This window comes from Propioniciclava soli (assembly GCF_014858005.1).
GTDB classification, from domain to species: Bacteria; Actinomycetota; Actinomycetes; order Propionibacteriales; family Propionibacteriaceae; genus Propioniciclava; species Propioniciclava soli.
Genome location: NZ_JACYOT010000015.1, coordinates 69561 through 96204, shown reverse-complemented (window position 1 = coordinate 96204; position 26644 = coordinate 69561). Strand labels below are relative to the sequence as shown.

Annotated in this window: 25 protein-coding genes, 1 tRNA gene and 2 pseudogenes; 15 read left to right on the top strand and 13 right to left on the bottom strand. The window is 72.7% G+C overall.

All coding sequences use genetic code 11. The features are described 5' to 3' along the window. Nucleotides 1-10: 10 nt before the first annotated feature. From IFY26_RS13985 to IFY26_RS13965, 5 genes are all read left to right on the top strand, one after another. Nucleotides 11-439 carry a CBS domain-containing protein gene (locus IFY26_RS13985; RefSeq protein ID WP_232549614.1) on the top strand — a complete coding sequence of 143 codons (429 nt, stop codon included), beginning with the start codon at nt 11-13 and terminating at the stop codon, nt 437-439. A gap of 1 nt (nt 440) precedes the next feature. Continuing rightward, nucleotides 441-740: an acylphosphatase gene (locus IFY26_RS13980; RefSeq protein ID WP_232549613.1), complete on the top strand. Its 300-nt coding sequence runs from the start codon at nt 441-443 to the stop codon at nt 738-740. 92 nt (nt 741-832) lie between these two features. Then, entirely contained in the window at nt 833-1564 is a 732-nt protein-coding gene (locus tag IFY26_RS13975; RefSeq protein WP_232549612.1) for a response regulator transcription factor, read from the top strand. After that, entirely contained in the window at nt 1561-3006 is a 1446-nt protein-coding gene (locus tag IFY26_RS13970; protein ID WP_232549611.1) for a sensor histidine kinase, read from the top strand. Before IFY26_RS13975 ends, IFY26_RS13970 begins: the two co-directional genes overlap by 4 nt. An 80-nt stretch (nt 3007-3086) precedes the next feature. Further along, nucleotides 3087-4046, top strand: coding sequence for a 1-phosphofructokinase family hexose kinase (locus IFY26_RS13965; protein WP_232549610.1), 960 nt, complete (start codon nt 3087-3089; stop codon nt 4044-4046). A 70-nt stretch (nt 4047-4116) separates the two neighbouring features. Here the strand turns inward: IFY26_RS13965 and IFY26_RS13960 are convergent, their stop codons facing one another. Beyond that, nucleotides 4117-5676: a succinic semialdehyde dehydrogenase gene (locus IFY26_RS13960; RefSeq protein WP_232549609.1), complete on the bottom strand. Its 1560-nt coding sequence runs from the start codon at nt 5674-5676 to the stop codon at nt 4117-4119. A gap of 198 nt (nt 5677-5874) precedes the next feature. On the opposite strand from IFY26_RS13960, the gene deoC reads away from it, so the two are divergent. Next, on the top strand, nt 5875-6543 hold the full coding sequence (deoC, locus tag IFY26_RS13955; protein WP_232549608.1) for a deoxyribose-phosphate aldolase: 669 nt from the start codon (nt 5875-5877) through the stop codon (nt 6541-6543). Nucleotides 6544-6605: 62 nt separating this feature from the next. On the opposite strand, the gene ppdK is transcribed toward deoC, so the two are convergent. Further along, nucleotides 6606-9257, bottom strand: a complete 2652-nt coding sequence (ppdK, locus tag IFY26_RS13950) for a pyruvate, phosphate dikinase (protein ID WP_232549607.1) — start codon at nt 9255-9257, stop codon at nt 6606-6608. A 232-nt stretch (nt 9258-9489) separates the two neighbouring features. Between ppdK and IFY26_RS13945 the strand changes: the two genes are divergently transcribed. The 5 genes from IFY26_RS13945 to IFY26_RS13925 all read left to right on the top strand — a co-directional run bounded on the left by IFY26_RS13945 (nt 9490) and on the right by IFY26_RS13925 (nt 15953). Then, nucleotides 9490-10533: a class I SAM-dependent methyltransferase gene (locus IFY26_RS13945; RefSeq protein ID WP_232549606.1), complete on the top strand. Its 1044-nt coding sequence runs from the start codon at nt 9490-9492 to the stop codon at nt 10531-10533. Nucleotides 10534-10566: 33 nt separating this feature from the next. Next, nucleotides 10567-11388: a YwiC-like family protein gene (locus IFY26_RS13940; RefSeq protein ID WP_232549661.1), complete on the top strand. Its 822-nt coding sequence runs from the start codon at nt 10567-10569 to the stop codon at nt 11386-11388. A 24-nt stretch (nt 11389-11412) separates the two neighbouring features. Beyond that, on the top strand, nt 11413-12768 hold the full coding sequence (locus tag IFY26_RS13935) for a glycoside-pentoside-hexuronide (GPH):cation symporter (RefSeq protein ID WP_232549605.1): 1356 nt from the start codon (nt 11413-11415) through the stop codon (nt 12766-12768). 133 nt (nt 12769-12901) lie between these two features. Beyond that, nucleotides 12902-14950 carry a S9 family peptidase gene (locus IFY26_RS13930; RefSeq protein ID WP_232549604.1) on the top strand — a complete coding sequence of 683 codons (2049 nt, stop codon included), beginning with the start codon at nt 12902-12904 and terminating at the stop codon, nt 14948-14950. Nucleotides 14951-14960: 10 nt separating this feature from the next. Further along, a complete protein-coding gene (locus IFY26_RS13925; RefSeq protein ID WP_232549603.1) occupies nt 14961-15953 on the top strand; it encodes a hypothetical protein in 993 nt (330 codons plus the stop codon). 47 nt (nt 15954-16000) lie between these two features. Here the strand turns inward: IFY26_RS13925 and ypfJ are convergent, their stop codons facing one another. Continuing rightward, nucleotides 16001-16909, bottom strand: coding sequence for a KPN_02809 family neutral zinc metallopeptidase (gene ypfJ / locus IFY26_RS13920; protein WP_232549602.1), 909 nt, complete (start codon nt 16907-16909; stop codon nt 16001-16003). A 135-nt stretch (nt 16910-17044) separates the two neighbouring features. Here ypfJ and IFY26_RS18265 point away from each other — a divergent pair, with 135 nt between their 5' ends. Then, complete coding sequence (locus tag IFY26_RS18265) at nt 17045-17749, top strand: NUDIX hydrolase (RefSeq protein WP_332836197.1); 705 nt, start codon at nt 17045-17047, stop codon at nt 17747-17749. An 86-nt stretch (nt 17750-17835) separates the two neighbouring features. On the opposite strand, the pseudogene IFY26_RS13910 reads toward IFY26_RS18265, so the two are convergent. Further along, nucleotides 17836-18642: pseudogene (locus tag IFY26_RS13910) on the bottom strand (Bax inhibitor-1/YccA family protein); the annotation flags it as partial. Between the two features lie 280 nt (nt 18643-18922). On the opposite strand from IFY26_RS13910, the pseudogene IFY26_RS17975 reads away from it, so the two are divergent. The 3 genes and pseudogenes from IFY26_RS17975 to IFY26_RS13900 form a co-directional block, all read left to right on the top strand. Further along, a pseudogene (locus IFY26_RS17975) lies at nt 18923-19339 on the top strand (PhzF family phenazine biosynthesis protein); the annotation flags it as partial. 44 nt (nt 19340-19383) lie between these two features. Next, nucleotides 19384-19764, top strand: a complete 381-nt coding sequence (locus IFY26_RS17970) for a PhzF family phenazine biosynthesis protein (protein WP_332836196.1) — start codon at nt 19384-19386, stop codon at nt 19762-19764. Nucleotides 19765-19824: 60 nt separating this feature from the next. Continuing rightward, a complete protein-coding gene (locus IFY26_RS13900) occupies nt 19825-20844 on the top strand; it encodes an NAD(P)H-dependent flavin oxidoreductase (protein ID WP_232549600.1) in 1020 nt (339 codons plus the stop codon). 52 nt (nt 20845-20896) lie between these two features. Here IFY26_RS13900 and IFY26_RS13895 read toward each other — a convergent pair. From IFY26_RS13895 to IFY26_RS13855, 9 genes are all read right to left on the bottom strand, one after another. After that, nucleotides 20897-20969, bottom strand: a tRNA-Leu gene (locus tag IFY26_RS13895). Nucleotides 20970-21014: 45 nt separating this feature from the next. Further along, complete coding sequence (locus IFY26_RS13890; RefSeq protein WP_232549599.1) at nt 21015-21935, bottom strand: Ppx/GppA phosphatase family protein; 921 nt, start codon at nt 21933-21935, stop codon at nt 21015-21017. Next, complete coding sequence (locus IFY26_RS13885) at nt 21932-22435, bottom strand: DUF501 domain-containing protein (protein ID WP_232549598.1); 504 nt, start codon at nt 22433-22435, stop codon at nt 21932-21934. Before IFY26_RS13885 ends, IFY26_RS13890 begins: the two co-directional genes overlap by 4 nt. Nucleotides 22436-22495: 60 nt before the next feature. After that, nucleotides 22496-23143, bottom strand: coding sequence for an FtsB family cell division protein (locus IFY26_RS13880; protein WP_232549597.1), 648 nt, complete (start codon nt 23141-23143; stop codon nt 22496-22498). 153 nt (nt 23144-23296) lie between these two features. Continuing rightward, nucleotides 23297-24577: a phosphopyruvate hydratase gene (eno, locus tag IFY26_RS13875; protein WP_232549596.1), complete on the bottom strand. Its 1281-nt coding sequence runs from the start codon at nt 24575-24577 to the stop codon at nt 23297-23299. A gap of 69 nt (nt 24578-24646) precedes the next feature. Further along, a complete protein-coding gene (locus IFY26_RS13870) occupies nt 24647-25228 on the bottom strand; it encodes a nucleoside triphosphate pyrophosphohydrolase (RefSeq protein WP_232549660.1) in 582 nt (193 codons plus the stop codon). Between the two features lie 44 nt (nt 25229-25272). Beyond that, on the bottom strand, nt 25273-25821 hold the full coding sequence (locus tag IFY26_RS13865) for a hypothetical protein (protein ID WP_232549595.1): 549 nt from the start codon (nt 25819-25821) through the stop codon (nt 25273-25275). A gap of 34 nt (nt 25822-25855) precedes the next feature. After that, nucleotides 25856-26200 (bottom strand): DUF202 domain-containing protein, encoded by a 345-nt coding sequence (locus tag IFY26_RS13860; RefSeq protein WP_232549594.1) that lies wholly within the window; start codon nt 26198-26200, stop codon nt 25856-25858. Nucleotide 26201: 1 nt separating this feature from the next. Next, on the bottom strand, nt 26202-26639 hold the full coding sequence (locus IFY26_RS13855; RefSeq protein WP_232549593.1) for a YidH family protein: 438 nt from the start codon (nt 26637-26639) through the stop codon (nt 26202-26204). Nucleotides 26640-26644 lie beyond the last annotated feature (5 nt).

The window sequence follows — 26644 nt, the reverse complement described above, 5'->3', positions numbered from 1 at the left end:
CCGTCCCGGCATGAAGCTCTCCGACGTGATCAAGAGCAAGGGCAACGCCGTCGTCACCCTTTCCCCCGACGCGAGCGTCGCCGACCTGGTGGCCCTCATGGCCGAGCACAACATCGGCGCGGTCGTGGTCTCGGCCGACGGCCACCACATCGACGGGATCGTCAGCGAGCGCGACGTCGTCCGCGGGCTCGCCGCCTCGGGCCACGGCATCGTGGACGCCACCGTGCGCGAGCTGATGACCGGCGAGGTCGTCACCGGTACGCCGGAGGACCCGATCGAGGAGACCGCCCACGTCATGACCGACAAGCGCGTCCGCCACATCCCGATCGTCGTCAACGGCGAGCTGGCCGCCCTGGTGTCCATCGGCGACGTCGTCAAGTACCGCATCGACCAGCTGACCGACGAGCGCAATCACCTCCTCGGCTACCTGCACACCTGACGTGGGGGTCGTCCGCACGGTCGTCTGGGTCGATGGCCTCGTCCAGGGTGTCGGTTTCCGCTGGTGGGTGGCCGGCGAGGCGGCGCGGCTCGGGGTCGTCGGCTCGGCCGAGAACCTCGCCGACGGCCGGGTGAGGGTGGACGCCCAGGGCCCGTCCGAGGCCGTGGACGCCCTCGTCGATGCGCTGATCGCGCCGGGGGGTGCGCGTGGGGGCGGACGCCGGCGTCCGGGCCACGTGAGCGGGCACCTGGTGGAGTCGCGGCGTCCCGATGATCGGCTGACCGACTTCACCACCGGCTGACCCGAGCCCACCCGAGCAGGCGCCGACCCATCCACAGCAAACACACAGCGGGTGCCCAGCCGCCACCCACAGGAAACGGACAGGATGGAGCCATGAGCAGCACTGAGCGCGAGCAGTTGACCCGTCCCGACGGTACCCCCATCCGCGTCCTGACCGTGGACGACGAACCCAGCCTCACCGAGCTGCTGAGCATGGCGATGCGCTACGAGGGGTGGGACGTGACGACCGCCGCGTCGGGCACGGGCGCCGTGCAGGCCGCGCGCGACGCGCGACCCGACGCCATCGTGCTCGACATGATGTTGCCGGACTTCGACGGCCTGGAGGTGATGCGACGCATCCGCACCGAGCAGCCCGACGTGCCCGTGATCTTCCTGACGGCCAAGGACGCGGTGGACGACCGCGTGCAGGGCCTCACCGCGGGTGGCGACGACTACGTGACCAAACCATTCAGCCTCGAGGAGCTGATCGCACGACTCCGCGGGCTGCTGCGTCGCTCGGGCGCGACGACGGCGCGTCCGGGGCCGGAACTGGTCGTGGGCGACTTGGTGCTCGACGAGGACTCCCACGAGGTGACCCGGGCCGGCGAACAGATCCAGCTCACCGCCACCGAGTTCGAGCTGTTGCGCTACCTGATGCGCAACCCGCGCCGGGTGCTCTCGAAGGCGCAGATCCTCGACCGCGTCTGGAACTATGACTTCGGCGGCCAGGCCAACGTGGTGGAGCTCTACATCAGCTACCTGCGCAAGAAGGTCGACGCCGGCCGGGACCCCATGATCCACACGCTGCGGGGCGCCGGCTACGTGCTGAAGCCGGCCGGGGCATGAGCCGCGCGGCCCGCGTCACACCGTTGGGGCGCGGCACGCTGGCCCGGCAACTGGTGCTGCGCACCACCGCGCTGGTGGCCGTGATCGCCGTCTTCCTCTCCGCGCTGACGGCGCTGGCCATGCACCAGATCCTGGAGAACCAGCTCGACCAACGGCTGGCCTCCTACGCGACGCGCGACTTCGGTGACGCCGACAACGACGGCCGCATCCGGCCCGGCCCGGGTGGCCCCGGCCAGACCGAGGGCCTGCTGGTGTTCGCCGTCCACGGCAGCCAGGTCGTGGGGTACGTGCAGGAGGACCAGAGCCGCGCCGCGCTGCCCGACGCCGCGCTGACGCAACTCACCGCGCTCGAGACCGGCCGCACGCCCCGCTCCGTGACGGTCGACGGCGTCGGTGGCTACCGGATCGTCGTGCTGGCCTCCGGCGACTCGCGGGTGGCCATCGGCTTGCCCACCGCTGAGCTGACCGCCTCCATGGTCTCCATCGTGGCCGCCGCGGCGCTGCTCACCGCCCTGGCCATCCTCATCGCCTTTCTCGCCGCCCGCCAGGTCGTGGAGCGCAGCCTCGTGCCGCTGGCGCGGCTCGCCGGCACCGCCCACCAGGTGTCGTCCATGCCGCTCGACTCCGGCGACGTGGCGCTCGGCGTCCGGGTGGCGGCGGCGGACACCGACGCGCGCAGCGAGGTGGGCCAGGTCGGCCTCGCGTTCAACCACATGCTCGACAACGTCGAAGGGGCGCTCGCGGCACGCCAGCGCAGCGAGACGAAGGTGCGCCAATTCGTGGCCGACGCCAGCCACGAACTGCGCAACCCGCTGGCCGCGATCCGGGGTTACGCCGAGCTGACCCGCCGCCACCGCGACGAGCTGCCCCCCGACACCGCACACGCCCTGACCCGCATCGACTCCGAGTCGGCGCGCATGTCGACGCTCGTGGAGGACCTCCTGCTGCTGGCCCGGCTCGATTCCGGGCCGAACGTCCAGCGCACCACGGTCGACCTCACCGAGTTGGTCGTCAACGCCGTGTCGGACGCCCAGGCGGCCGGCCCCGACCACGACTGGGCCGTCAGCGTGCCCGACGAGCCCGTCACCGCCGTGGCCGACCCCCACCGCCTGCACCAGGTGCTCGTCAACCTCTTCGCCAACGCCCGCACCCACACGCCGCCCGGCACGTCGGTGCACACCAGCCTCACGGTCGAGGGCGACGACGTGGTGATCCGCGTGGCCGACGACGGCCCCGGCATCCCGGACGCCGTCCGCGCCACCTTGTTCGAGCGGTTCACCCGCGCCGACACCGCCCGGGTGCGTGCCAGCGGCACCTCCAGCACCGGGCTCGGCCTGGCCATCGTCGCTGCGGTCGTCTCCGCGCACGGGGGCACCGTGGCCGTCGAGTCCGGTCACGTCCGCGGCGCCACGTTCACCGTCCGCCTGCCCCGCGGGGCGTGAGGCCAGGGACGTGTCCGAGGGGCGACACGCCGTGTCCGTGCACCGGCCGCGTCCGGCCGACGCGCGGCTGCCCCACTAGCGTGTCCGATGTGATCGTGACGTTCACCGCGAACCCGAGCCTGGACCGGACGGCGCTGCTGGCCGGCCCGTTGGAGACCAGCGTGGTCAACCACGTGGTCTCCAGCTCGGCGCACCCGGGGGGCCGCGGCGTGCAGCTCTCCGGCACGGTGCACCGGGCCGGACGCCCCACGCTCGCCATCTTTCCCGCCGCCAGCAACGACCCGCTGGTCGCCGCCGTGCGCGCCACCGGCATCCCGTTCCGCACCATCCCCATCGGTCACCTGGCCCGCACGAACTTCACGATGGTGACCAGCGGGCTGTCCACGCTGATCCGCGAGCCGGGTCACCCACTGGCGCCCGAATCGGTGACCGCCATGGTGAGCACGATCATGGCGTCCAGCCCGGGTGCCGACTGGCTGGCGCTGTGCGGGTCGCTGCCCCCCGGGTCGCCCGCCGACCTCTACGTGCGGATGGGGCGCGCCGCCCACGGCGTCGGCGTCAAGGTCGCCGTGCAGACTTCCGGCGGCAGCCTCGACTCGGTGGTGTCCCACGCCGATACGGACGCCCCCGACCTGCTCACCATGAACATGCGCCAGTTCGCCGAGGTGACCGGCATCGACCTCACCGGCCTCGATGGCGACGATCGGGTGACCACGGCCGCCCGGCACATCCACGCCCTCACCGACGCGGGGCTGCCCCGCGTGCTGGTCACCCTGGCCGCCGACGGCGCGCTGCTCGCCACGCCCCACGGCCGGTGGTACGCGCGTTCGGAGGTCACCGCGACCGTCACGGCCATCGGACGCGGCGCCGCCGCGATGGGTGGTTACCTCATGGCCGAGATCGATGGGGCCGCCGAGCCCGAACGACTCCGCCAGGCCTTGGCCTACGCCACCGCGCGCAGCGGCAAGACCGGCTCGGAGGCCCCGAGCCCCGCCGACGCCGCCGCCATCGACGTCCTGGTGAGCGAGCTTCCCTCGTGAGCGGAGCTGCTGGGCTCCTGTGGTGAGCGGGTCACGACGCCCCACGGACCCCGGCTGACACTGACGCTCGTCACCTGCGCAGCGCGCGCAGGAGCCGCAGGCCCTTCGTCATCGTGGCCGCGAACTGCTCCTTGGTCTGCCCGGCGGGCGTGCCGAGGCCCAGGCCGCGCTGCGTGCCGACCGCCTGGGTCTCGGTGAACCGGAGCAGCCCCTCGGGCCCCTGCCGCCGGCCCAGACCCGAATCCCGCATGCCGCCCATCGGCGCGGCCATGGACGCGAACGTGGCCCCGATCGCCTCGTTGACGTTGACGGTGCCGGTGCGGATCCGGCTCGCCAGGGCGCGGCCGCGACGCTGGTCGGCGGTCCACACCGAGGCGTTGAGCCCGTGGACGGAGTCGTTGGCCAGGTCGACCGCCTCGTCTTCGCCGTCGAACGGGTACAGGGCCACCACGGGCCCGAACGTCTCCTCGCGCCAGCACGCCATGCCGGGGCGGACGCCCTCCAGGACGGTCGGCTCGTAGGACCAGGGCGCCAGATCGGGGCGCGCCCGGCCGCCCGTGAGCACCGTGGCGCCCTTGACCCGCGCATCCTCCACCGCGTCGGACACCTTGGCGAGCTGCGCCTCGCTCGTGAGGGTGCCCACATCGGGCTCCCAGGCCAGACCGACGCGCAGGTCGAGCGCGCGGACGGCCGCGACGAACCGGTCGCGGAAGTCGGCGTAGACCTCGCGCGCCACGTAGATCCGCTCGAAGCTGACGCACAGCTGCCCGGCGTTGGCGAAGCAGCCCCGCAGGGCACCGTCGACGGCGGCGTCCAGGTCGGCGTCCGCGCAGACGATCATGGGGTTCTTGCCGCCCAGCTCCAGCGATGCGCCGATGAGCCGCTGCCCCGCGCGGGCGGCCACGAGCCGGCCCGTGGGGGTGGAGCCGGTGAAACACACGTGGTCGGTGTGGTCGATGATCGCACCACCGATCACGTCACCGGGGCCGGCGACGATCTGCCAGGCGCCCTCGGGCACGCCGGCCTCGCGCAGCAACTCCAGACCGGCCAGGGCGCTGAGCATCGTCTGGGCGTCGGGCTTGGCGACCACGGTGTTGCCGGCCGCGAGGGCGGGCAGGCCGTCGCTGAAGCCCATGGTCAGGGGATAGTTCCACGGCGAGATGACCCCGACCACGCCCTTGGGGTGGTGGTGGACGTCGATGCGCGTGAGCACGGGGAACAGGCCCGGCCGGCGCTCCGAACGCAGGATGCGGGCCGCGTGCTGGCCGTAGTAGCGGGCCGTCATGGCGACGTGGAAGATCTCCTCGATCGCATCCCGGCGCGCCTTTCCGGTCTCGGCGACGATGAGGTCGGCCAGCGGCGCCTGATGGGCCAGCAGCAGGTCGTGGAACTCCACCAGCCGCCTCCCCCGCGCCGCCGGGCCGAGCCCGGCCCACTCGGGCTGAGCTGCTTGTGCGACCGCGCAGGCCTGGGCGACGTCCGCCGGCGTCGACTGCGGGATCTCGGCGAGCGCGCTGGCGTCCAGCGGGGAGAAGGTGGCCCGGGTGGTGGCCCCCTCGGCGTGGACCAGCTGTGTGAGCCGGGCCACGGTCGCGGCGGGCAGGAGTCGGGTGGCAGAAACATGGGTCACGCCCCCACCCTAGGCGCGCCCTCCCGCGGGCCTTGGATCCGGCTCAGCCCGGATCGCCACGGACACACGATTCCAGCGCAGGATCTTCCACACGATCCCAGCACACGATGCGTGCGAAGGCCCTTGGGGGGCCTGTTCGACGCATCGTGTGCTGGAATCGTGTGGAATGGGGGTGCACACGCCGACCCTGGAGGACCCATGACCACCCGCGCCGAACTCGCCCGCCTCGTCGACCACACGCTGCTCGCTCCCACGGCGACCCCCGCCGATGTCGCGGCCCTGGCTGCCGAGGCGGCCGACCTGGGCACCTACTCCATCTGCGTGTCCCCCTCGATGTTGCCGGTGGACGCCGACCTGGCCGAGGTGAAGCTCGCCACCGTGTGCGGCTTCCCGTCCGGCAAGCACACCGCCGCCACCAAGGCGGCCGAAGCGGCCGAGGCCGTGGCCCACGGAGCCGACGAGGTGGACATGGTGATCGACATCGGCCGCCTCCAGGCCGGCGACGCCGACCACACCGAGGCCGAGATCCGGGCGGTCCGCCAAGCCGCCCCCGCCCCGACGGTGCTCAAGGTCATCATCGAGTCGGCGGCGCTCAGCGACGAGGAGATCGTCGCGGCCTGCCGGGCCGCAAAGGCCGCCGGCGCCGACTTCGTCAAGACCTCCACCGGCTTCCACCCCACCGGCGGCGCCTCGGTGCACGCCGTCGAGCTGATGGCCGCCACGGTGGGCGGGCGGCTCGGGGTGAAGGCCTCCGGCGGCATCCGCGACTGGGAGACCGCCACGGCGATGGTGGCCGCCGGCGCCACCCGGCTCGGCCTCTCCGGCACCCGGGCGGTGCTCGACGGGGGCACTGCCGACGGCTACTGAGCCGTGCGCGACGAGGGGCCCGGACGCCGCGCGTCCGGGCCCCTCGGTTCGCTGAGCTCAGCTCACCGCTTCGCGCGCAGCGCCGCCTGGGCCGCCGCGAGGCGCGCGATCGGCACCCGGAAGGGCGAGCACGACACGTAGTCGAGCCCCACCGCGTCGAAGAACTCGATCGACGCCGGGTCACCCCCGTGCTCGCCACACACGCCCGTCTTGAGCTTCGCCTTGGTCTGGCGGCCCTTCTCGACCCCGATCTCCACCAACTGGCCCACGCCGGAGGTGTCGAGCGAGGCGAACGGGTTGGCCGCGATGACCTCGCCGTCCACGTAGGCCCCGAGGAAGCCGGCCTCCGCGTCGTCCCGGCTGATGCCGATGCCGGTCTGGGTGAGGTCGTTGGTGCCGAAGCTGAAGAAGTCGGCCTCGTTCGCGATCTCGTCGGCCACCAGGGCGGCGCGCGGGATCTCGATCATCGTGCCCACCGTGTAGTCCAGCGTCGCCCCGGCGCTCGCGAGCTCGTCCTCCACCGCCGCGACCACGATCTGGCGCTGGGTGCGCAGCTCGGACTCGAACGCGACCAGCGGAATCATGATCTCGACGCCGACGGTCTCGCCCTCGCGCTCCTGCACGGCGAGCGCCGCCCGGATGATCGCGCGCGTCTGCATGTCGGGGATCGACGGGTACAGCATCGCCAGCCGGCAGCCGCGGGTGCCGAGCATCGGGTTCTGCTCGTGCAACTTCTTGACCTGGGCGAGCGTGACGCGCTCGGCCTCCAGCTCGGACGCGTCGCCACCCGTGAGCTCCAGCTTCTGCACGAGCAGGCTCTGCTCGACGAGGTTGGGCAGGAACTCGTGCAGCGGCGGGTCGAGCAACCGGACGGTGACCGGCAGCCCCTTCATGGCCGTGAAGATGGCCTCGAAGTCCTTCTGCTGCATCGGGAGGATCTCGGCCAGCGCGGCGGCCCGCTGGTCCTCGTTGTCGGCGAGGATCATCTTGCGCACCGCGGGCAGCCGGTCGGCCGCCATGAACATGTGCTCGGTGCGAGCCAGGCCGATGCCCTCGGCGCCGAGCTCGCGGGCCTTCGAGGCGTCCTCGAAGTTCTCCGCGTTGGCGCGGACGCCGAGGCGCCGGGCCTCGTCGGCCCACGCACCCACCTTCTGGAAGTCCTCGTTGATGTCCGGCGGCACCAGCTCCAGCGCGCCGGCGAACACCTCGCCCGTCGATCCGTTCAGGGTGAGCACGTCGTCGCGGCCGTAGGTGGTGCCGTTGATCGACACCTTCTCCCCGACGGGGTCGATCTTGATGCCGGGCGCACCGGCGACGCAGGTGATGCCCATGCCGCGCGCCACCACCGCCGCGTGCGAGGTCATGCCGCCGTGCGCGGTGAGGACGCCCTGGGCGACCATGACGCCGTGGATGTCGTCGGGCGTCGTCTCGTACCGGACGAGGATGATCTTCTCGCCCTTGCCGCCCCGCTCGGCGGCGTCGTCGGCGTTGAACGAGAGCGCCCCCACCGCCGCGCCGGGTGACGCGGGCAGGCCCTTCACGATCGCGGTCTGCCCGTGCTCGGGGTCGATGCCCGGGTGGAGGAGGGCGTCCAACTGCGCCGGCTCGACGCGCAGCAAGGCCTCCTCGGTGGTGATCAGCCCCTCCTCGACCATGTCGACGGCCGTCTTGACGGCGGCGGCGGCCGTCCGCTTGCCGTTGCGGGTCTGCAGCATGTAGAGCTTGCGATCCTCGATCGTGAACTCCATGTCCTGCATGTCCTTGTTGTGCTGCTCGAGCTTCGTCATCGTCGCGAGCAGCTCGGCGAACGCCTCCGGCAGCACCTCCTCCATCTCCGCGAGGTTGCGCGGCGTGCGGATGCCCGCCACCACGTCTTCGCCCTGGGCGTTGGTGAGGAACTCGCCGTAGAGCTCCTTGCCGCCGGTGGAGGGGTTGCGGCTGAAGCAGACGCCGGTCGCGGACGTCTCACCGCGGTTGCCGAACACCATCTGCTGCACGTTCACGGCGGTGCCGAGGTTGCGGCTGATGCCCTGGCTCTTGCGGTACACCTCGGCGCGCGGGTTGAGCCAGCTCTTGAAGACTGCGTTCACCGCACGCAGGAGCTGCTCGCGCGGGTCGGTCGTCCAGTGGCCGCCCAGAGCCTCGTTGGCGAGATCCTTGAACTCGGCCGTGAGCTCGCGCAGGTCGTCGGCGGAGAGATCGGTGTCGAGCTCCGCCCCCTTGCGCTCCTTCATCTCGGTCAGCGCGTCCTCGAAGACGTGCGGGGCGATGCCCTCGACGACCTCGCCGTACATCTGGATGAAGCGGCGGTAGCAGTCCCACGCGAAGCGCTCGTTGTCGGCGAGCCCGGCGACGGCGTCCACCGTCTCGTCGGAGATGCCCAGGTTGAGGATCGTGTCCATCATGCCGGGCATGGAGAACACGGCGCCGGACCGGACGGACACGAGCAGCGGGTTCTCGGCCGAGCCGAGCTTCTTGCCGGTGCGCTCCTCCAGACGCGCGAGGCCGTCGGCGACCTGCTGGTCGAGCCCCTCGGGCCAGTCCCCGCCGTTGTTCATGGCGGCCACGCACGCCTGCGTGGTCACGGTGAACGCGTCCGGAACGGGCACCCCGATCTTCGCCATCTCGGCGAGATTGGCACCCTTGCCACCGAGCAGGGGCTTCAGCGAGATGTCTCCCTCGCTGAGGTCGTAGACGTACTTCGTCTCGGTCATCTGAACAGGTCACTCCTTCGTGCTCCGCCACGCCTCTGTGCGCGGGTCCCGTCGGCCGCCGGTGGGAGCAACCCGGCGGGCGTGTGACCCGGGGCCCACGGTAGTCGGTTCGCCCCGGCCGCCGCGAAACCCGCGTGACCTTCCATCAGGTGGACAGGCCCGGGCACGGAGCCACGGCCAAACGAAGGCAACCGCAACCGTCTTTTTCGTCACCTCTACTACACTCGGTCGTATGAGCGTGGACCCGGTTGCTTCACTGATCCTTGATGAGGCCGGGCCGCTCAGCGGGCGCGTGTTCGTGCTCGACGACGTGGACGGCGCCCTGACGCGCGAGGCCGTCCGCCAGGGCGCCGACGTCCGCGCCTGGTGCGACGACGTCCGCGACCAGGCCCAGCTCCCCCGCGCCCATGTCTTCGACGGGCTCGGCTCGGAGGACTGGGTGCCCGACACCGTGTTGTGGCGGCTCCCCAGGGCCGTGTCCGCGGTGGAGGACACCGCCGAGACCCTCGCCTGCTGGCTCCGACCCGCGGGCCGGGTCGTCGCCGGCGGACGCACCAAGCACATGACCCCCGCCCAGAACGACGCCCTCGGCCGCGCATTCCACGACGTGCGGGCCAGCCTCGGACGCCAGAAGTCCCGCGTGATCCACGCCACCGGCGCCCACCCCGTCCACCCACGCTGGCCGATGCGCCGTCACCTCCCCGAGGTCGACCTCACCGTCGTCGCGCGCGGCAACGTCTTCCACACCAACCGGCTGGACGACGGCACCCACCTGCTGCTGCGCACCCTCGGCCGCATCCTCCCCCCACCCACCGGGCCGACCCCGCCCCCCACGCGCGGCATCGCGATCGACTTCGGCTGCGGCTCGGGCATCATCGCCGCCTGGCTGGCCGTCCGTGGCTTCGCCGTCTCCGGCATCGACGTCTCCCAGCAGGCCCTGCAATCCACGCGGATGACCGCCGCCGTCAACCACGTCAGCGTCGGCACCCGCCGTTCGGACGGCTTCGGGCGGACGCCGGCTGGCGGCGCCGACCTCATCGTGAGCAACCCGCCGTTTCACCGCGGCGCCGCCAAGGACTCCACCCCGTCGCTGGAGATGATCGAACGCGCCGGTGACGTGCTGCGCCCCGGTGGTGAGCTGTGGCTGGTGTTCAACAGCCACCTGCCCTACCTGCCCGCCCTGCGGCGCCACGTCGGCGTCACCACCATCGAGGCCCGGGATCGCACCTACCTCGTGACCCGCTCCCTCAAACAGCCCGAATCCCCCGAGGACTGAGCACCCCGCCCACCCGAGGATGGTGACACCGTGATGCAGCGCCGCTCCGGAACCACCGCCGCCCCGCCCGGGCGGCGCCGTCGCCCCGCCCCCCGCTGGGTGCCGAAGCAGCACGGGGCGTGGGCGATGCTGGTGGTGCCGTGGTTGCTCGGCGCGATCCTGCGGCTCCGGGCCGGGGAGACCGCGAGCCACCTGCTGCCCCTGCTCGGCTGCTGGCTCGCCGGTTACGTCGCCTTCCACGCCGCGTCCGGCTGGCTCAAGGCCCCGCCCGGACGCCGGCCCGCGTGGGTGCGTCCCCTGGTGGTCTCGGCCGCCGTCGCGGCGGCGTTCGGGCTGCTGACGCTCGCGCTCACCGGGGCGTCGCTGGCGTGGTGGGTCGTCGCCTTCGTGCCGTTGCTGGCCCCCGCCCTCGTCCTGGCGGCGCGGCGGCGGGAGCGATCGGTGACCGGGGGCGCGCTGACCGTCGCGGCGGCGTCCGCCATGGCCGCCGTCGCCGCCCATCCCGACCCGTTCGCCTGGCCGAGCGCCCCCGACGCGGGCGCGACGCTGGTCGCGGTGCTGGGGTCGTTCGCCTACTTCTTCGGCACCGTCTGGTACGTGAAGACGACCATCCGCGAGCGCGGCTCGCGCGCGTACCTGGCGGCGTCCCTGGCCTGGCACGGGGCTGCCACGCTGCTCGCCGCGGGGTTGGCGTCCGCCGGCGTCCTGCCCGTCTGGTGGGCGGTGTTCTTCGCCGCCGCCACCGCCCGCGCCGCGGTGGTGCCGCACCGCGTCCCGGCGTTGACGCCCCCACAGATCGGCCTGATCGAGATCGGGTTCTGTGCCGTGTTGGTGGCCTGTTTCGCCTGGTGGTGAGCCGCGAGGCGCTACCTTGCTCGCATGACCTCGGCGCGGCGGACCACGTGGGCCTTCGCCGTGGGCACGCTCGGGCGCGACTTCGTCTACACGATGGTCACGATGTTCCTGATCGTGTTCCTCACCGAGGTGCTCGACCTGGACGATGTGACGATGTGGGCCGTCAACGGCATCCTGCTGGCGGCGCGCCTGTTCGACGCGTTCACCGACATCATCATGGGCGGCATCGTCGACAACACGCGAACGCGCTGGGGGCCCTACAAGCCGTGGATCGCCGCCGGCATCGTGGCGTCGTCGGTGTTCGCGGTGCTGTTGTTCACCGATCTCGGGCTGCGGGGGCCGGCGTTCGTCGCGTTCTTCGCGGTGGTCTACCTGGGGTGGGGGCTGGCGTGGACGACCAACGACATCCCCTACTGGTCGTTGCTGCCGGCGCTGACCCTGGATCCCGGCGAGCGGGAGCGCATCGGTTCGCTCACGAAGGTCTTCGCCACGATCGGGTTGTTCGCCGCCGTCACCTCGGTGATCCCGGCGACGGCGGCGCTGGGCGGTGGCCCCGGGGCGTGGACGACCTTCATGGTGGTGGCCGTGCTCGCCACCATCGCGTTCCAGGCGGTCACGCTGGTCGGGGTGAGGCAGCCCGCCCACGTCCTGCCGCAGCAGCGCACGACGCTGCGCGAGCTGGCGTCCATCGTGCTGGGCAACGACCAGCTGGTGGTGACGTCGGTCACGATGATCCTGTTCACGACGGGGTACGTGACCACCACGACCTTCGGGGTCTACTTCTTCACCTACGCCTACCGCGACCCGGGCATGTACACCCCGTTCGCGGCGGTGCTGGGGGTGGCGCAGTTGCTGGGGTTCGCGCTGTTCCCGCTGCTGCGCCGGCGCCTGACCCGCCGCCAGCTGTTCACGACCGCCATGGCGATGTGCGTGGCCGGCTACGTGCTGTTCTTCTTCGCGCCGATGAACATCGTGCCCATCGGCATCGCCGGGCTGCTGCTGTTCGTCGCCAACGCGTTCATCGTGCTGCTCGTCATGATGGCGCTGACCGACTGCATCGAGTACGGCCAGTGGCGCACCGGACGCCGCAACACCGCGGTCACCTTCGCGCTGCAGCCGTTCATCAACAAGGTGGCCGGCGCGCGCGCGACAGCCGTGGTGGGCGCCACCGTGATCCTGACCGGCATCAACGCGGCGGCGACGCCGGACGACGTGTCGGCCGGGGGCCTGCTCGGCATGCGGATCATGATGATGGTCATCCCCATGCTGCTCGTCGTGGCCGCGTACCTCGTGCAGCGGCGCTGGTTCCGCATCGACGAGGCGTTCCACGCCCGCATCGTCGCCGACCTCGCCGAGCGCGGGGAGCTCGACCCCGCCTGAGTGGCATTGGGATCCCGCCCGCATGGGATGGGGATGCCGCCCGCATGGCGTTTGGACCCGAGGAAATGGCGCCATGGCGCCATTTCCTCGGGTCCAAATCCCAGGTGCGGCGGGTGCCCGTAGGCTTCCGGGCATGCGTCCTGACCAGCTCGAGTTGCTCCTGACCCCCCGTGCCCCCGCCGTCCACCCCGACGGCACGTGGGCCGTCGTCGCCGCCACCCGGCCCAGCTTCGCCGCCGACGCCTACGTCGGCCAGCTGTGGCGGGTCGACCTCAGCGGCACCGACGCGCCCCGCCGCCTCACCCGCGGCGTCAACGACGCCACCCCCCGGTTCAGCCCGGACGGCCGGCTCCTCGGCTTCCTGCGCGGCGACGCCGACGGCCGCCCGCAGGTGTTCGTCGTCCGCACCGACGGCGGCGAGGCCGCCCAGGTCACCACCGCCCCGATGGGCGTGGGCGCCTTCTGCTGGTCGCCGGACGCCGGCCGCATCGCGTTCGTCGCCCGCGTCGCCGAGGAGGGCCGCTACGGCACCGTCGACGGCGTCTCCCCCGCCCAGGAGGATCCGCGCCACCTCGTCGGCAACCAGATCCAGGCCAACGGGTTGGGCTGGTCCACCGACCGGCGCCGCCGGTTGTTCGTCGTCGACGTGCCCGACCCGGACGCCGAGCCGCCCATCACACCCGTCGGACGCGCCGCCGCGGCCGCCGATCCCGACTCACCGTTCTCGCCCGTCCCCACGGCGACCGAGCTGACCACGGGCGCCTTCGACGCCACCGATCCGGTCTTCAGCCCGGACGGGGCGTCGATCCTCTTCACCTCCGCCCGGGAGGCCGACCGGGACGAGACGCTGCGCACGGGAATCCACCGCGTCCGGCTCGCCGATGCCGCCCCGAACCCCGACGAGGCGAGCGCCCCGGCCCCCGTCGAGCCCGTGGCCGTGGACGCGCGGCTCACGTTCGACCACGCCACCCCTTCCCGCGACGGCGCCACCCTGTTCTGCCTGGGCAGCGACCTCGGCGAGTCCGGGCTCGACTTCGTCGCCACCAACCAGGCGCTGTACGCCACCCCCGTCGACGGCGGCGAGCCGCGCCGCCTCACCGACCCGGCCACCCTCGAGTTGGCCAGCGCCCCGGTGCCGGTCGGTGACGACGCGGTGCTCGTGATCGCCGCGCAGCGCGGCACGTCCACGCTGCTCCGCGTGAGCGCCGACGGCACCGTCACCACCCTGCACGAGGGCCACCCGACCGTGCTGTGGGCCGAGCCGGTACCGGGGTCGGACGCCGTCGTCGCGACGGTCACCGACGTCGACACCCCCGGGGAGGTGGCACGCATCGACGGTGGCGGCGTCCGCCGGCTCACCGACTTCGCCGCCGGCCTGCGCGAGGCGACCACGATCGTCGCGCCGCGGGAGCTGGTGAGCACCTCACCGGACGGCCACCCCGTGCACGGCTGGACGCTCGTGCCCGAGGGCGAGGGACCGCACCCGGTGCTGCTCACCATCCACGGCGGGCCCTACGCCAGCTACCCCAGCACCTTCTTCGACGAGTGGCAGGTGTTCGTGGCGGCCGGGTACGCGGTGGTCGCCTGCAATCCGCGCGGCGCGGCCGGTTACGGCGAGGAGCACGGCGCCGCGATCCGGTACGCCTTCGGTGACCTGGACATGACCGACGTCCTCGGCTTCCTCGACCACGCGACCGCGACCGTCCCGGGCCTGGACGCCGACCGCGTCGGCATCATGGGCGGCAGCTACGGCGGCTACCTGACGGCCTGGATCATCGCTCACGACCACCGGTTCGCCGGGGCGATCGTGGAGCGCGGGTTCCTCGACCCGGCGTCGTTCCTGGGGGCGTCCGACATCGGCTGGTTCTTCATGCCGCAGTACAACGGTGCCGACCTCGAGCAGCAGAACCGGCAGTCGCCGACGTTGCTGACCCACCAGGTGCAAACGCCGACGTTCGTCGTGCACTCCGAGCTCGACCTGCGTTGCCCCCTCGCGCAGGGGCTGCGCTACTACGCGTCGCTGAAGAGCCACGGGGTCGAGGCCGAGCTGCTCGTCTTCCCCGGCGAGAACCACGAGCTGTCGCGCTCGGGCACGCCGTGGCACCGGCGGCAGCGGTTCGAGAAGATCCTCGACTGGTGGGACAGGCACCTGCCCGTGTCGGCTGCTCGGGGGCGCGAGTAGGCTCCCAGGGGTGAGGAGTCCGGGCCGCACTCGGGCCACGGCGGTGGCCGTCCCGCTGTCCGTCGCCGTGGCGACGGTGGTGGGCGTCGCCGCCTGCGCTCCCCTGGCCTCCCCGGCGCCGAGCCCCAGCACCCCACCGCCGCCCGCGACCGCGTCGCCGACACCGTCCGCGTCCCCCTCGCCGGCGGAGGCCACGGTCGATCTCACCGAGCCCGGCGTCGCTCGCGCGGTGGTGGACGAGCTGCTGGCCGCGTCCGGCGCGCGCCGCGCGATCATGGTGTCGGTGTCGCGCACCGAGGCGTCCGTCGCCGTCGTGGAGGACGGCGTGGCCCAGACGTGGGCCTACCGCGACGGCACGATCGCGCCGGTGCAGTCCGACATCCACAACGTCGACCAGGCGACGTTCGTGCCGGACGACTACGCCCTGGACGACGTGGGCGCCCTGTTCCGCGCGGGCGTCGCGGTGTCGGGGTCCGACGCGGGGCAAGAGCTCCAGATCGTGGAGTACTCCGGCGGCCAGGTCTCCATGACCGTGACGACCAACCCGGAGTCACGCACCGTGTTCTTCCACCCCGACGGCACGCTGGTGCCGACGCTCGACTTCACCTCGGGCGACGGCGTCCGCACCGCCTACGAGGCCGCGGTGGGCCGGCGGGGCAGCGTGCTGCAGCTCGGCTTCGGCTCCGACCTCGGGGTGTACGCCGATGTCGTCGGCGACGAGCCGGGCACGATCACCCGGCACCAGCGCCCGGCCCGCACGCCGGTCATCGTGACCCAGCGCACCGAGGCGACCACGCTGCGGCCCTTCGACCCCGCGCTGGTCGACCCCGACGTGGTGTGGCAGGTGGTGGACGCCCGCCGCGACGCCGGGGCCTACACCTACGACCAGCCGTGGAGCTGCCTCGTCGACCGCCGCGAGGGCACCACCGCGCCGCGGTTGCACTGCACGATCGGCAGCGACACCGTGACCACGGATCTCACGGGCAGGCCCCTCCCCGGCTGACTGGCTCCCCGGCTGACCGGCCGGGCGCGGCGTCCGGCGGCGGACCGTCAGCCCATCGCCCCCGCGGAGAACGTGTTGCAGCGGTTCGGGTCGCCGGTCTCGTACCCCGTCCACAGCCACTGCTTGCGCTGTTCGGAGCTGCCGTGCGTCCAGTTCTCGGGCGTGACCGTGCCCTGCATGGTTTCCTGGATGTGGTCGTCGCCGACCGTCTCGGCCGCGTCGATGGCCCGGTTGAGGTCGTCCTGGGTGATCTGCGCGATGGGCCCGTCGGGGTCGTTGTCGGCGAACCGGAACCACACGCCGGCGTAGCAGTCGGCCTGCAGCTCGAGCCGCACGGCCGGGGAATCCGGGCCGGTCGTCTGCCCCTGGCGCTGCACCTGCTCCATCGTCCCGGTCAGGTTCTGGATGTGGTGGCCATACTCGTGGGCGATCACGTAGGCCTCGGCGGCGTAGCCACCCTCGGCCCCGAGCTGCGCCAACAATCCCTCGAAGAACGACGTGTCGAGATACACGTACTGGTCGGCCGGGCAGTAGAACGGGCCGACATCGGAGGTGGCCTGGCCGCAGGCCGTCTGGACGCCCTGGCTGAAGGTGCGCGTCTCGGTGACCTGGTAGCCCGGCAGCGCCTGCGTCCAGTAGGCCTGGATGGAGTTCGTGTAGGCCACCCACCGGCACTCCGGGTTGGCCTCGATGTCGGCCCCCGTCTCACAGTCGGCGTAGGCGTCGGTCGTGCCTGCCCCCGAGCCGGTGCCGGTGGAGCCGCTCGTGCCGGTCGTCGTGCCCGTGCCCCCGCCCAGCAGGTCGCCCGGGTTGAAGCCGAACAACAGGGCGAGGATCACGATGATGATGCTCGCGCCGCCGCCCACGGCGATGCCGCCGCCGCGCCCGCTGCGGCCGCCGCCCCCGGAGGAGCGCACCTGCGACGAATCCAGGCGGGCATTGCGATTGAACTGCACCGTTGTCCTCCTCGGTCGGGCTCAGTGCTCGGAGCATAGCTGCTCGCCGCGGCACGACACCATGCCCCGCGCGGGTGGCACCACGCCGCCCGGAGGTGTTTGGTTCAGCCGCACGGGCGCGCCAAGATGGGACGGGTGCAGATCGTGGGTGTGGAGGTTCCGGGTGGAAACCCCGCCCTCAGCACCTTGCTCGGCCACGGGCAGGACCCCTACCAGCTGGCCTGGGAGGAGGGTTACCGCGTCCTGCGCCCGCTGAGCGCCACCGGCATGGTGGACGACCTGACCGTCACCCTCCTGGTGATGCCGCACCGACGCCCCATCACCCCCCGCGGCCCGCAACGCACCCGGACGACCCTCCGCAAGGACGAGCCGGTCGTGGACCCCGTCGTCCGCCAACGGCTGGCCGCCTACGCGATCGTGGTGTCCGACCGCGGGGTGCTCGCCACCGAGTTCTCCGACCGGACCGCCGTCCCCGGCATGTGGGGCCTGCCCGGCGGCGGCATCGATCCCGGCGAGAACCCGGCGGCCACCGTGCAGCGAGAGGTGTTCGAGGAGACGGGCCAGGACATCGAGGTGGTCCGCTTCCTCGATCTCCAGTCCGACCACTGGATCGGTCACTCCCCCACCGGCGTCGTCGAGGACTTCCACGCCGTCCGCCTCATCTATGCCGCCCACTGCCACCACCCCGCCGATCCGGTCGTCCACGACGTCGGCGGGACGACGTCCGGCTCCCGCTGGGTACCGGTGGACGCCCTGCGCGACGTCGACTGGATCAACGGCTCCCGCGCCCTGCTCGGCAAGCACGCCAAGGCCGTCCTGCACGGGTGGCGCACGCGCTGAGGCGCGAACGCCGACGGCCCCCGCACCACGAGGGTGCGGGGGCCGTCTGCGTACCGGGAACGCTCAGCTCAGTTGCTGCGGAAGTAGCTGAGCACGCGCAGGATCTCGGTGTACAGCCAGACCATCGTGACGGTCAGGCCGAACGCCGCGCGCCACGACTCCGACGCCGGCAGGCGGTTGCGGACGCCCTGCTCGATGTAGTCGAAGTCCATGATGAGGTTGGCCACCGCGAGGAACAGGGCGACGATCGAGATGATCCAGGCCAGCGGGCCGGCCGCCGCACCGATGCCGCGCAGGCCGGTGTCGACACCGAACAGCGCGAGGCCGAGGTTCACCAGCACGAGGCCGGCGAACGCGAAGGTGCCGATCGTGATGATTTTGCGGAACTGGCTCGTCACCTTGATGCGCAGGAACTTGTAGGCGGCCAGGGTGGCGGCAGCCGCCACGAACGTGGCGAGCACGGCCTGGACGACTATGCCGTCGTAGAGGTAGTTGAACATGGCGCTGAACGCGCCGACGAAGACGCCCTCGACGATCGAGAACAGCCCCACGAATGCCGGGCTGATCTGGCGGCGGAACGACACGAACAGCACGACGACGAACGTCATGAGGCCCGACGCCAGGGCGACCGGAGTGACCAGGCTGATGGGCAGGAACAGGAAGGTCAGCGCCGCGACGAGGAACACCGAGCCCATCATGATGGCGGACTTGGTGATGACGTCGTCGATGGTCATGACGCCGGCCGGCGGCGGGGTCTGCGGCGCGCCGTACGGCTGGCCGTAACCCTGCGGCTGGGCGTCGTAGGTGGGCTGGCCGTAGCCCTGCTGCCCATAGGTCTGCTGCTGCGTGGCGAACTGCTCGCTGCGTGCGAACACGGGGTTGGAACTGCGCATGTCTGGCCTTTCATCGGTCAGGATCGTGAACTCATTGTAGACAACGCTACCCAGACCCCCGGCATTCCACTCCGGGACCCAACCCCGTCGTCCCCGGCTTCCCCTCGACCTGGGGCAGCAGTCCACCGCACCGCTCGTCACGCGCACGATCTGCTCTCCACGCTCCGGGGCATCCCCCCGGGGGTCCCCATGCACCGTCGCCACTCCCACCACCGCCCTGCGGCGGGCCCCTATCCTTGCCCCAGCGGTGTTCCGCACCCCGCCGAAAGGTCCAGCCACCATGCCTCGTCCGCGCCCGTTCGCCCAGGTCGACGTGTTCTCCGCCCAGCCGTATCGCGGCAATCCGGTCGCGGTCGTTCTCGACGCCGAGGGCCTGTCCGAGGACGCGCTGCAGGCGGTCGCCCGGTGGACGAACCTCTCCGAGACCACGTTCGTGCTCCCCGCCACCACGGACGCCGCCGACTACCGGCTGCGCATCTTCACCCCCGGCGGGGAGCTGCCCTTCGCCGGGCACCCCACCCTCGGCTCGGCGCACGCCTGGCTGGAGCACGGGGGCACCCCCCGCGACGCCCACACGATCGTGCAGGAGGTGCCGGCCGGTTTGGTGCGGATTCGACGCGAGGGGGGCATCGTGTCCTTCGCCGCGCCGCCCACCCTGCGCAGCGGCGAGCTGGACGCCGCCGACCTGGCACGGATCGTCGCTGCGCTCGGCGTCCGCGCCGACCAGGTGCTCGCCCACCAGTGGGTGGACAACGGCCCGGCTGGGCGGTCGTGCGGCTGGCAACCGCGCAGGAGGTGCTCGACCTCGACCCCGATCTGTCGCTCATCCCGGATGCGATGGTCGGCGCGATCGGCGCCCACCCGGAGGGCTCCGCGCACGCCTTCGAGATGCGCACCTTCGCCCCGGGCGTCGGGGTGGCCGAGGATCCGGTGTGCGGGTCGATGAACGCCTCGGTGGGCCAGTGGCTCGTCGGCACCGGCGAGGTCCGCGGCCCCTACCGCGTCACCCAGGGCGCCCGGCTCGGCCGGGCCGGGGACATCACGATCACCCCGGACGCCGACGGTGACGTCTGGGTCGGCGGCGCGACCACGACGCTGTTCCGCGGGACCGCCCTCCTCTGACGACGGCGACCCCACGCCCGCGACCACCCATCCGCCACCGACCCGGAAGAGAAGGACCCCATGACCCCGCCGCTCCTGGACTCACGGCTGCCGATCGTCGCCGCGCCGATGGCCGGCGGCCCCTCCACCGTCGCGCTCGCCCACGCCGTCGCCTCCGCCGGGGCCTTCGGGTTTCTCGCGGGAGGATACAAGTCGCCCGAGGCCCTGGCTGCGGAGATCGACCAGCTCCGCCCGCTGGGCGCCGGGTTCGGCGTCAACCTGTTCGTCCCCGCCGACGATCCGGTGGACGAGGCCGCCTTCGCCACCTACGCCGACGAGCTGGGGGCCGAGGCGGAGGCGTACGGCCTGGAGCTCGACCCGACGCCGTTCGCCGATGACGACCGGTGGGGCGAGAAGCTTGCGCTGCTGCTCGCCGAGCCGGTCCCGGTCGTGTCGCTGACGTTCGGCCTCCCCGATCCGGCCGACATCGCGGCGCTGCAGCGGGTGGGGACCCGGGTGCTGGCGAGTGTCACCACCCCGGGGGAGGCGCGGCTGGCCCGGGACGCCGGCGTGGACGGCCTCGTGGTGCAGGGGCCGGCCGCGGGTGGGCACTGCGCCACCTTCGACCCCACCCGCGTCCCCCCGCCGCAGCCCACCGCGGCCCTCGTCACTCAGGTGCTCGCCCACGGGGATCTTCCGGTGGTCGCCGCCGGCGGCGTCGACGGGCCGGACGCCGTCCGCGCGTTGCTGGACGCCGGCGCGGAGGCCGTCGCCGTCGGAACCCTGCTGCTGCGCACCGACGAGGCGGGGACCTCGGCGACGCACAAGCGGGCACTGGGCGATCCTGCCTTCACCGAGACGGTGCTCACCCGGGCGTTCACGGGTCGGCCGGCCCGGGCGCTGCGCAACGGGTTCACCGACCGGCACCCCGAGGGGCCGGGTGGCTACCCGGCCGTCCACCACCTCACCCGGGCACTGCGCCGGGCCGCGGCCGACGCCGGCGACGCCGACCGGCTGCACCTGTGGGCAGGGACGGGGTGGCGCAACGCCCCCACCGGCCCGGCCGCCGACGTCATTCGCCATCTCAGCGGCGGGGTCTGACCCTGTCACCCCGCACCCGGGCCTGAGCCTGGGCCTGGGCCTGGGCCTGGGGTGCCCCCGGCGGGATTCGAACCCGCACTCGGGCGGGTTTAAGCCGCCTGCCTCTGCCCTTGGGCTACGGGGGCCTGCGCGCCCAGTCTGTCACTGACGCACCGCGACTGCGGGCGCCCTCAGCCGCGCAGGAGGCCCAGGACGAGGCCGTCGAGGATGTCGGCCTCGCTCACGGTGAGGTGGACGCCGACGCGCTGCCCGACGCGCGAGCAGATCAACGCCCCGGCACAGATCACGTCGGCGCGGCCGGGCTGCATCGTCGGGAGCCCGAGCACGTCGGCGACCGGGGTGGTGAGCAGACGTCCGGCCAGCCCGTCGAGGTCGGCACGCGACACGACCGAGCCGTGGACGCGCGCGCGGTCGTAGGCGGGCAGCTCCTGGGCCAGGGCGGACAACGACGTGGCCGTGCCACCGACCCCGAACCAGGTGCGCGCTGCCGCGAAGTCGATGCCGCTGGCGTCCAGCAGGTCGTCGCAGTAGTCGATGGCCTCGGTGATCTCGTCACCGCTCGGCGGGTCACCGGGCAGGAAGCGCTCCCGGAGGCGCACCGACCCCATGTCCAGCGACGTGGCGGCGGCGATGCCCTCGGCGCCGCCCAGGACGAGTTCGGTGGAACCGCCGCCGATGTCCATGACGAGGGCGGGCGCGTCGGCGTCCGGCAGGGCCGTCAACGCGCCGGTGAACGACAACGACGCCTCCTCCTCACCCGAGATGACCTCCGGCGTCACGCCGAGGCGCTCGGCCACCCCGTCGAAGAAGGCGTCGCGGTTGCCGGCGTCCCGCGCGGCGGAGGTGGCCACGAACCGGAGCCGCTCGACGCCCAGTCCGCGCAGCTGGGCCGCGTAGTCGTCACAGGCGGCGAAGGTGCGGGCGAGGGCGTCCGGGTGGAACTCCCCGGTGGCGTCCACGCCCTGGCCCAGACGGGTCAGCCGCAGGTCGCGGGCGAGCTCGGTGAACCCGCCGTCGGACGCCTGCGCCGCGAGCAGCCGGACGGAGTTCGTGCCGCAGTCGATGGCTGCGACACGGTCGGGGGTGGTCATGCAGGATCCTCCAAACAGGGGTTGGTCCAGAACGCGCCGAGGGCGTCCAGCGCCTCGTCGCCGAGCGGATTCACGCCGCGGCCGGCGGCCAGCGCATGGCCCACCAACACGTGCAGGCACTTCACCCGCGTCGGCATGCCGCCGGCGCTGGTGCCGGCGATCTCCGGCACGTCACCGAGCGCGGCCCGATCGGCCAGGTAGGCCTCGTGGGCGCGGGCGTGGCCCTCCGCCAGGGAGGCGTCCTCGGCGAGCCGGGCCGTCATCTGTGCCATCACCCCTTGTGCCTCCAGGGTGGAGCAGCCGGCGACCGCGCGCGGGCAGGTGAGGTAGTACGTGGTGGGGAACGGCGTGCCGTCGCTCAGCCGGGGCTCCGTGGCCACCACGCCGGGCTTGCCGCAGGGGCAGCGCCACGCGATGCCGGCGATGCCGCGCGGGGCGCGTCCGAGCTGGGCCGCCAGGACGGCGACATCGTCGGCGGAGGCAGGCTCGTAGGGTGGCACCGCATCAGCGTAGCCGCTGGCCGCCCAGCCCGGCCTCGGGGGACGGCCCGCGCAGCCCGGTCAGCGCGACGGCTCGGCCGCGGGGGCCTCGACGAGCGTGGGCTCGGCAGCGTCGGCCGCGGCGATGGAGCCGGCCAGATGGTCCCACCACCGCGCCTCCAGCCCGTGCGACGTGCCACCTTCCACGCCCTGGATCTCGACGCCGCCGGTCAGCACCTCCCCGTCGGTGTCGATCACGCGGTAGCCCACCTCGCCGGGCATGACCCACCCGAGCCGCTCGCGGGCCTGGGCGACGACGTGGGCCGGATCCTCCCAGCGCCCCAACCGCGCGGTCAGGTCGTCGACGGCAGCCTCGCGCTGAACGATCTGCTCCCGGGCGATCGCCAGCTGGCTCGACTGGACGAGGTAGACGCGCAGCGAGCCGGCGAACGACAGGCCCAGCACGACGAGGACGGCGAACAGCACCAGCGCGCGCCGCGTCACGTGCCATTGCCCCTTCGGACGCACCGCGCGGCCGAACCGCCGGGTGGCGGCCAGCGCGGTGGCGGCCCGGCCTGCGCGGGGCGTCCCGGTGGTGGCGGGCGGCGTCGGGGAACTGGCCTGCGGCGCGGCGGTGGCGCCGAACAGGCGGCGTCCGGGGGCACCGGGTCGCTTCGATCCGCGGCCGGGGCCCGCCGGCCGACGGGCCGGTCGTGCGTCGCGCGCCATGGATCCCCCCTCTCACCGGTTGCGTCCTCCAGCGTAGGCGGACGCCGGCGTCCGACGCGGGCGCGACACTCGCCCCGGCCCCGGACGCGCCCAGAGGACGAGACGGCCGGCCCCCCGCGGGGGACCGGCCGTCTCGGTGGTGGAACTGTCGGATCAGCCCTTGAAACGCGGGAAGGCCGACGTGCCGGCGTACACCGCCGCATCCTCGAGGGTCTCCTCGATGCGGATGAGCTGGTTGTACTTCGCGACGCGCTCGGAGCGGGCCGGGGCGCCGGTCTTGATCTGGCCACAGTTGGTGGCGACGGCCAGGTCGGCGATCGTGACGTCCTCGGTCTCACCGGAGCGGTGCGACATCATGCAGCGGTAGCCGTTGCGGTGGGCAAGCTCGACGGCGTCCAGCGTCTCGGTGAGCGAGCCGATCTGGTTGACCTTGACGAGCAGCGCGTTGGCGGTGGCGGTGTCGATGCCGCGCTGCAGGCGCTCGGGGTTGGTGACGAACAGGTCGTCGCCCACGATCTGGATCTTCTCGCCCAGCTCCTGGGTGAACTTCTTCCAGCCGTCCCAGTCCTCCTCGTCCAGCGGATCCTCGATGGAGACCAGCGGGTACTTGGCGATCCATTCCGCGTAGATGGCGATCATCTCGTCGGAGCTCTTCTTGGCGCCCTCGAAGTTGTACGAGCCGTTGTCGTGGAACTCCGACGCGGCGACGTCGAGCGCCAGCGCGATGTCGGTGCCCGGCTTGAGGCCGGCCGCCTTGATCGCCTCGACGATCAGGTCGAGGGCCTCGGCGTTGCTGTCGAGGTTCGGCGCGAAGCCACCCTCGTCGCCCAGGCCGGTGGCCAGGCCGCGGTCGTGCAGCACCTTCTTGAGCGCGTGGTACACCGAGGCGCCCATCTGGACGGCCTCGACGAAGCTCGGCGCGCCGATGGGGGCGATCATGAACTCCTGCACGTCGACGTTGGAGTCGGCGTGGGAGCCACCGTTGAGGATGTTCATCATCGGGACGGGCAGCACGTGCGCGTTCGGGCCACCGAGGTAGCGGAACAGCGGCAGGTTGGCCGACTCGGCCGCGGCGTGCGCCACGGCGAGCGACACGCCGAGGATGGCGTTGGCGCCCAGCTTGGCCTTGTTCGGGGTGCCGTCCAGCTCCAGCATGGCGGCGTCGATCTCGCGCTGGTCGGTGGCGTCGAAGCCGATGACCTCTTCGGCGATGGATTCGTTGACGTTCTCGACGGCCTTCAGGACGCCCTTGCCGCCGTAGCGCGACTTGTCACCGTCGCGCAGCTCGACGGCCTCGAAGGCGCCGGTGGAGGCGCCGGACGGAACGGCCGCACGACCCTGGGAGTCGTCGTCGAGGAGAACCTCCACCTCGACGGTGGGGTTGCCGCGGGAGTCCAGGATCTCGCGGGCGTTGACGATCTCGATGCTTGCCACAGTTTCTCACTTTCAACGTGTGCAGGACGCGTCCAGCCTACCGGTGATTGCGGCGTCCGGTTGGCCGAATCAGGCGGACGCCTCAGCTGCCCGGATGCTCTGCTCGAGCTCCCGGACGGCCGCCCGCACCGCCTGGTCGGCGTCCACCCCGGACGCCTGGGCGCGGGCCACCAGCGTCAGCACGGCCTGGCCGACCTCGTCGGCATCCACGGGCTCGGCGGGCAACTCGACCTCGACGCGGTGGTGGCGGGCCCTGGCCACGACCTTGCCCGCCCGGGCCAGGGTGTCCAGGGGCCCCGGGATGCCGTCCAGGGCCGAGGTCCGGCCCTTCTCGGCGCGCTTGCGCTCCTCCCAGGAGCCCATCAGATCCTCCGGCGCGGCCGCATCGGCGAACACGTAGGGGTGGCGCCGCACCAGCTTGTCGGCGATGCCGTCGGCCACGTCGTCGATGGCGAACCGGCCCTCCTCGGCCGCGATCTCCGCGTGGAACACCACCTGGAGCAGCAGGTCACCCAACTCCTCACGCAACAGCGCGTCGTCGCCCGCCTCGACGGCCTCCACGACCTCGGCGGTTTCCTCCACCAGGTGCGTCACCAGCGAACGGTGCGTCTGTTCGGCGTCCCACCCGCACCGCTCCCGCAGCGTGTGCATCACCGCCACGAGGCGGGCGAAGGCGTCCGACACGGCCGAACCGGTCAGCCCGGAACCTGCGCCGAGGGTGCCACCCGCGCCAGGCTGGCGTCGGCGAGGGTGAAACGCGTGCCGTCCCAGGTGCCGTAGCGGGGGTTGATCTCGATGTCCATGTCGCCCAGTTCGGCGAGGAACTCCTCCCGCCCCACCTTGTCCATCACCACGAAGGCGCGGGCGACGCTGTGCACCCAGTCCCGCCCCTCCTCGGTCTGCGCGGCGGCGGCGTAGCGCGGGCTCTGGCTCAGCACGGCGCTGAGCTCGGCGTCCGTGACGTCCACCTCGTTGCGATCAGCGATGATCGCGGACGCCTCGCCGACCGTCAGGTCGAACACGGCCTGCCGGGAGGCCACCGCCGCGTCCCGTTGCAGGATCGCCGCCACCACCGGGGTCGCCTCGCGCACCGCCACATCGGGGATGCGCACCCCCTCGACGACGGCGGCATTGGCCGCGGACGGGGCGCAGCCGGTCAGCGTGAGCGCGGCGAACGCGCCGGCGGCGACGAGGCCGTGCGTGAGGCGGGTGGAGCCGCGGCGGGCGCGGGCGAGGGGCGACATGGCGATCCTCCTGGGTTGGTTGTCGCTGGCGATCCTACCGGGCGGCCCACACCAACGCGGCCAGCACCCCGAGGGCGAGCAGCGCCGTTCCCCCACCCACCGCGAGCACCGAGGTCGGCGCCGTCGGCATGCCCGCGTGCACCAGCCCGCGCACGGCCTTGGCATGGCGCAGCGACTGGTCCCGCAGCACGATCACGATGGTGACCACCACGCCCACCACCGCCGGCGCCACCGGCACGTGCGCGAGCGCGAGCAGCCGCACCATCAACACCCCCACCACCAGCAACGACAGCGTGGTCCGCGTCCACGCCAGCGTCGTGCGTTCGGGCTGGAGCCCCGGGTCGTCGTGCCGCGGCGCGGCGGTGGCGCGGCCCGTCACGTCAGGCCCCGGCGCCCAGCACGAGGCCGAGCAGCACGAAGGACGTCAGCGTCAACCCCACGGCCAGCAACAGCGCCAAGGACGGGGCCGGCAGCGGACGCCCCCGCCGCATCGCCGTCTCGACGCGGTGCCAGCGGTACGTGGCGGACAGCGACGCGACCAGCGCCGTGCCCACGAGCACCAGCGCGGCGAGGTGCCGGATGAGGTGCGGGAACACGTCCGCGGCGAACGCCTCCAACGCCACCCCCGCGCCCAGCAGGGCCAGCGACGTCCGCATCCAGGCGAGGAACGTGCGCTCGTTCGCCAGGGTGAAGCGGGGGTCGGGCTCCGCGCCGTCGGGGAACAGCCGGCGCGTGAGCCAGCCGCGTCCGGTGGTCTCGGGCGATGGCTCCGAAGCCGGCTGGGGCGCGTCCTCGTCGCTGTGCGTGGAGTCGGTCACACCCG

Excerpts from the sequence above, each read along its gene's own strand:
- IFY26_RS13880 (WP_232549597.1), bottom strand. The coding sequence starts at position 23,143 with ATGGCGCGCGACGCACGACCGGCCCGTCGGCCGGCGGGCCCCGGCCGC.
- deoC (WP_232549608.1), top strand. The coding sequence starts at position 5,875 with ATGACCACCCGCGCCGAACTCGCCCGCCTCGTCGACCACACGCTGCTC.
- IFY26_RS13935 (WP_232549605.1), top strand. The coding sequence starts at position 11,413 with ATGACCTCGGCGCGGCGGACCACGTGGGCCTTCGCCGTGGGCACGCTC.
- IFY26_RS13975 (WP_232549612.1), top strand. The coding sequence starts at position 833 with ATGAGCAGCACTGAGCGCGAGCAGTTGACCCGTCCCGACGGTACCCCC.
- IFY26_RS13940 (WP_232549661.1), top strand. The coding sequence starts at position 10,567 with ATGCAGCGCCGCTCCGGAACCACCGCCGCCCCGCCCGGGCGGCGCCGT.
- ppdK (WP_232549607.1), bottom strand. The coding sequence starts at position 9,257 with ATGACCGAGACGAAGTACGTCTACGACCTCAGCGAGGGAGACATCTCG.
- IFY26_RS13970 (WP_232549611.1), top strand. The coding sequence starts at position 1,561 with ATGAGCCGCGCGGCCCGCGTCACACCGTTGGGGCGCGGCACGCTGGCC.
- IFY26_RS13870 (WP_232549660.1), bottom strand. The coding sequence starts at position 25,228 with ATGCACACGCTGCGGGAGCGGTGCGGGTGGGACGCCGAACAGACGCAC.
- IFY26_RS13865 (WP_232549595.1), bottom strand. The coding sequence starts at position 25,821 with ATGTCGCCCCTCGCCCGCGCCCGCCGCGGCTCCACCCGCCTCACGCAC.
- IFY26_RS13985 (WP_232549614.1), top strand. The coding sequence starts at position 11 with ATGAAGCTCTCCGACGTGATCAAGAGCAAGGGCAACGCCGTCGTCACC.
- IFY26_RS13900 (WP_232549600.1), top strand. The coding sequence starts at position 19,825 with ATGACCCCGCCGCTCCTGGACTCACGGCTGCCGATCGTCGCCGCGCCG.
- IFY26_RS13930 (WP_232549604.1), top strand. The coding sequence starts at position 12,902 with ATGCGTCCTGACCAGCTCGAGTTGCTCCTGACCCCCCGTGCCCCCGCC.
- IFY26_RS13890 (WP_232549599.1), bottom strand. The coding sequence starts at position 21,935 with ATGACCACCCCCGACCGTGTCGCAGCCATCGACTGCGGCACGAACTCC.
- IFY26_RS13945 (WP_232549606.1), top strand. The coding sequence starts at position 9,490 with ATGAGCGTGGACCCGGTTGCTTCACTGATCCTTGATGAGGCCGGGCCG.